The sequence below is a fragment of the Fundidesulfovibrio sp. genome (genome assembly GCF_058402725.1).
Map to the genome: position 1 here is coordinate 1 of NZ_JBZVFJ010000363.1, position 1,566 is coordinate 1,566.

General features: G+C 64.9%; 4 protein-coding genes. All 4 read right to left on the minus strand.

What is annotated here, in order from left to right; translation table 11 throughout:
• On the minus strand, window positions 1-579 hold a 579-nt coding region (locus ACV4UX_RS19670; RefSeq protein ID WP_491594966.1), incomplete at its 3' end, for a F0F1 ATP synthase subunit A.
• Complete coding sequence (locus ACV4UX_RS19675; RefSeq protein ID WP_491594967.1) at window positions 569-901, minus strand: N-ATPase subunit AtpR; 333 nt, start codon at window positions 899-901, stop codon at window positions 569-571. The genes ACV4UX_RS19675 and ACV4UX_RS19670, both read right to left, overlap by 11 nt.
• The gene (locus ACV4UX_RS19680) at window positions 894-1,217 is read right to left on the minus strand and encodes an AtpZ/AtpI family protein (protein ID WP_491594968.1); all 324 of its coding nucleotides are present in this window, start codon (window positions 1,215-1,217) and stop codon (window positions 894-896) included. Before ACV4UX_RS19680 ends, ACV4UX_RS19675 begins: the two co-directional genes overlap by 8 nt.
• Window positions 1,210-1,566, minus strand: a 357-nt coding sequence (locus tag ACV4UX_RS19685; RefSeq protein ID WP_491594969.1) for a F0F1 ATP synthase subunit epsilon, incomplete at its 5' end; no start/stop codon positions are given. The genes ACV4UX_RS19680 and ACV4UX_RS19685, both read right to left, overlap by 8 nt.

A 1,566-nucleotide genomic window follows, 5' to 3' on the forward strand; every position in this document is an offset into this window, starting at 1 on the left:
CACCGTCATGACGATGGGAAAAACAAACGGCGTAATGGTGAGCAGAATGCCGATGATCATCGCCCCGCTCATCATGTTGCCGAACAGGCGCACCGCCAGGGCCAGGGTGCGCGAGACCTCGCTGATGAGGTTGAACGGCAGCATGATGATCGTCGGTTGAATGTAGGACTTGAGGTAGCGGCCCCAACCCCGCCCCTCAATGCCGAACAGCAGCACGGCCACCAGAACACAAAGCGCCAGGGCCGCCGTGGTCGACAGCGAGCTGGTCGGCGGTTCGAAGCCGGGGAACACGGTACACAGCGCGGACAAGGCGACGAACAGGAACAGGGTGCCGAGAAAGCCGAGATACTTGCGCGGCTGGCGCAAGCCGACTTCCTCAATCTGCTTTTCCAGAGTGGTGACGATGATTTCCAGCAGGTTCTGCCAGCGCGAGCGTCGCAGATCCCGGGACAGCCGATGGGTGACGAGTATCGAGCCGACCGTCAGCACCCCCATCAGTACCCAGGTGAAGACGATGGTGGCGTTGAGTTTGACCCAGCCGAACTGCCAGAAAATGATTGCGTCGGGACTAAGCTGCATGGCGGGTCTCCACGGCCGAACGCGGGGGCGGTCGGGATCGGGTCAGTCCCAGCACCAGCGGGCGGGCCAGGACAAAACCGAGCAGACACAGCAGCAGTGGTGGCCAGGCGGGTTGATCAGTCGAAGGCCCGAAGGCCTGGCCAACCCAGTAAATGCCCACCATCGCAACGCCCATCCGCAGCAGCAGGCTGGCGGTGAACCACAGCGCCGGGCGTCGGGAAGACAGGCCTTTGCGCACCGTCCACCAGAGGCCGCCGTAGAACAACACGCCCATCAGCAAACCCGCCAGCGCCGCCAGCATCCAGTTCAGAGCTTCAGGCATCGCCATCCTCCTCATTCAGTTCGCGCAGGGCCCGCTCTTCCTTGGCCACCCAATGCCAGGCGTTGAAACAGCCGATGGTCAGTCCGGCCACCAGCAACGCCAGGGTCCAGGAACGGCCGCCCGGATAGCGCGCATCCAGCCAGAGCCCGAGCCCTGCGCCAAGCAGGGTCGGAATCGCCACCGACCAGCCCACCAGACCCATCATGCCGAGACCGAACCAGACGCCGGCCGAGGCATGGCGCCGGGCCTTGAGCTTGCGTGCCGCCTTGGCGCCGACGGTCTGGGCAAGGGTGGGCTTGTCGGGTGTGTCATTCATGGTGGAAGGCCACCATCTGGTGGATCAGGCCGCTTTCCATCTTCGCCAGCACCGAGCGCACGCTTTGCTCGTGTTCATCCAGGGTCAGGAACTCCTGTTCCACCGCCGCCCGCAACTGGCCGAGGTCGCTTCCGGACTGGGCGCGGCGCACGGAAACGAACACATCCATGCCGGCCTTGACCAGCACACCTTCATCCACCGCCACGTAGACCTCGCCCGCCGTTTCGGTTTCGTAAACCAGGATGCCCGGCGCCAGCGCCGCCACGCAATCCAGCCGGCGCGGCAGGATGCCGAACGCGCCCTCGTGGGTCTCGGCAACGATGCGCGCGACGCCGGCCGCGTCGGTGAA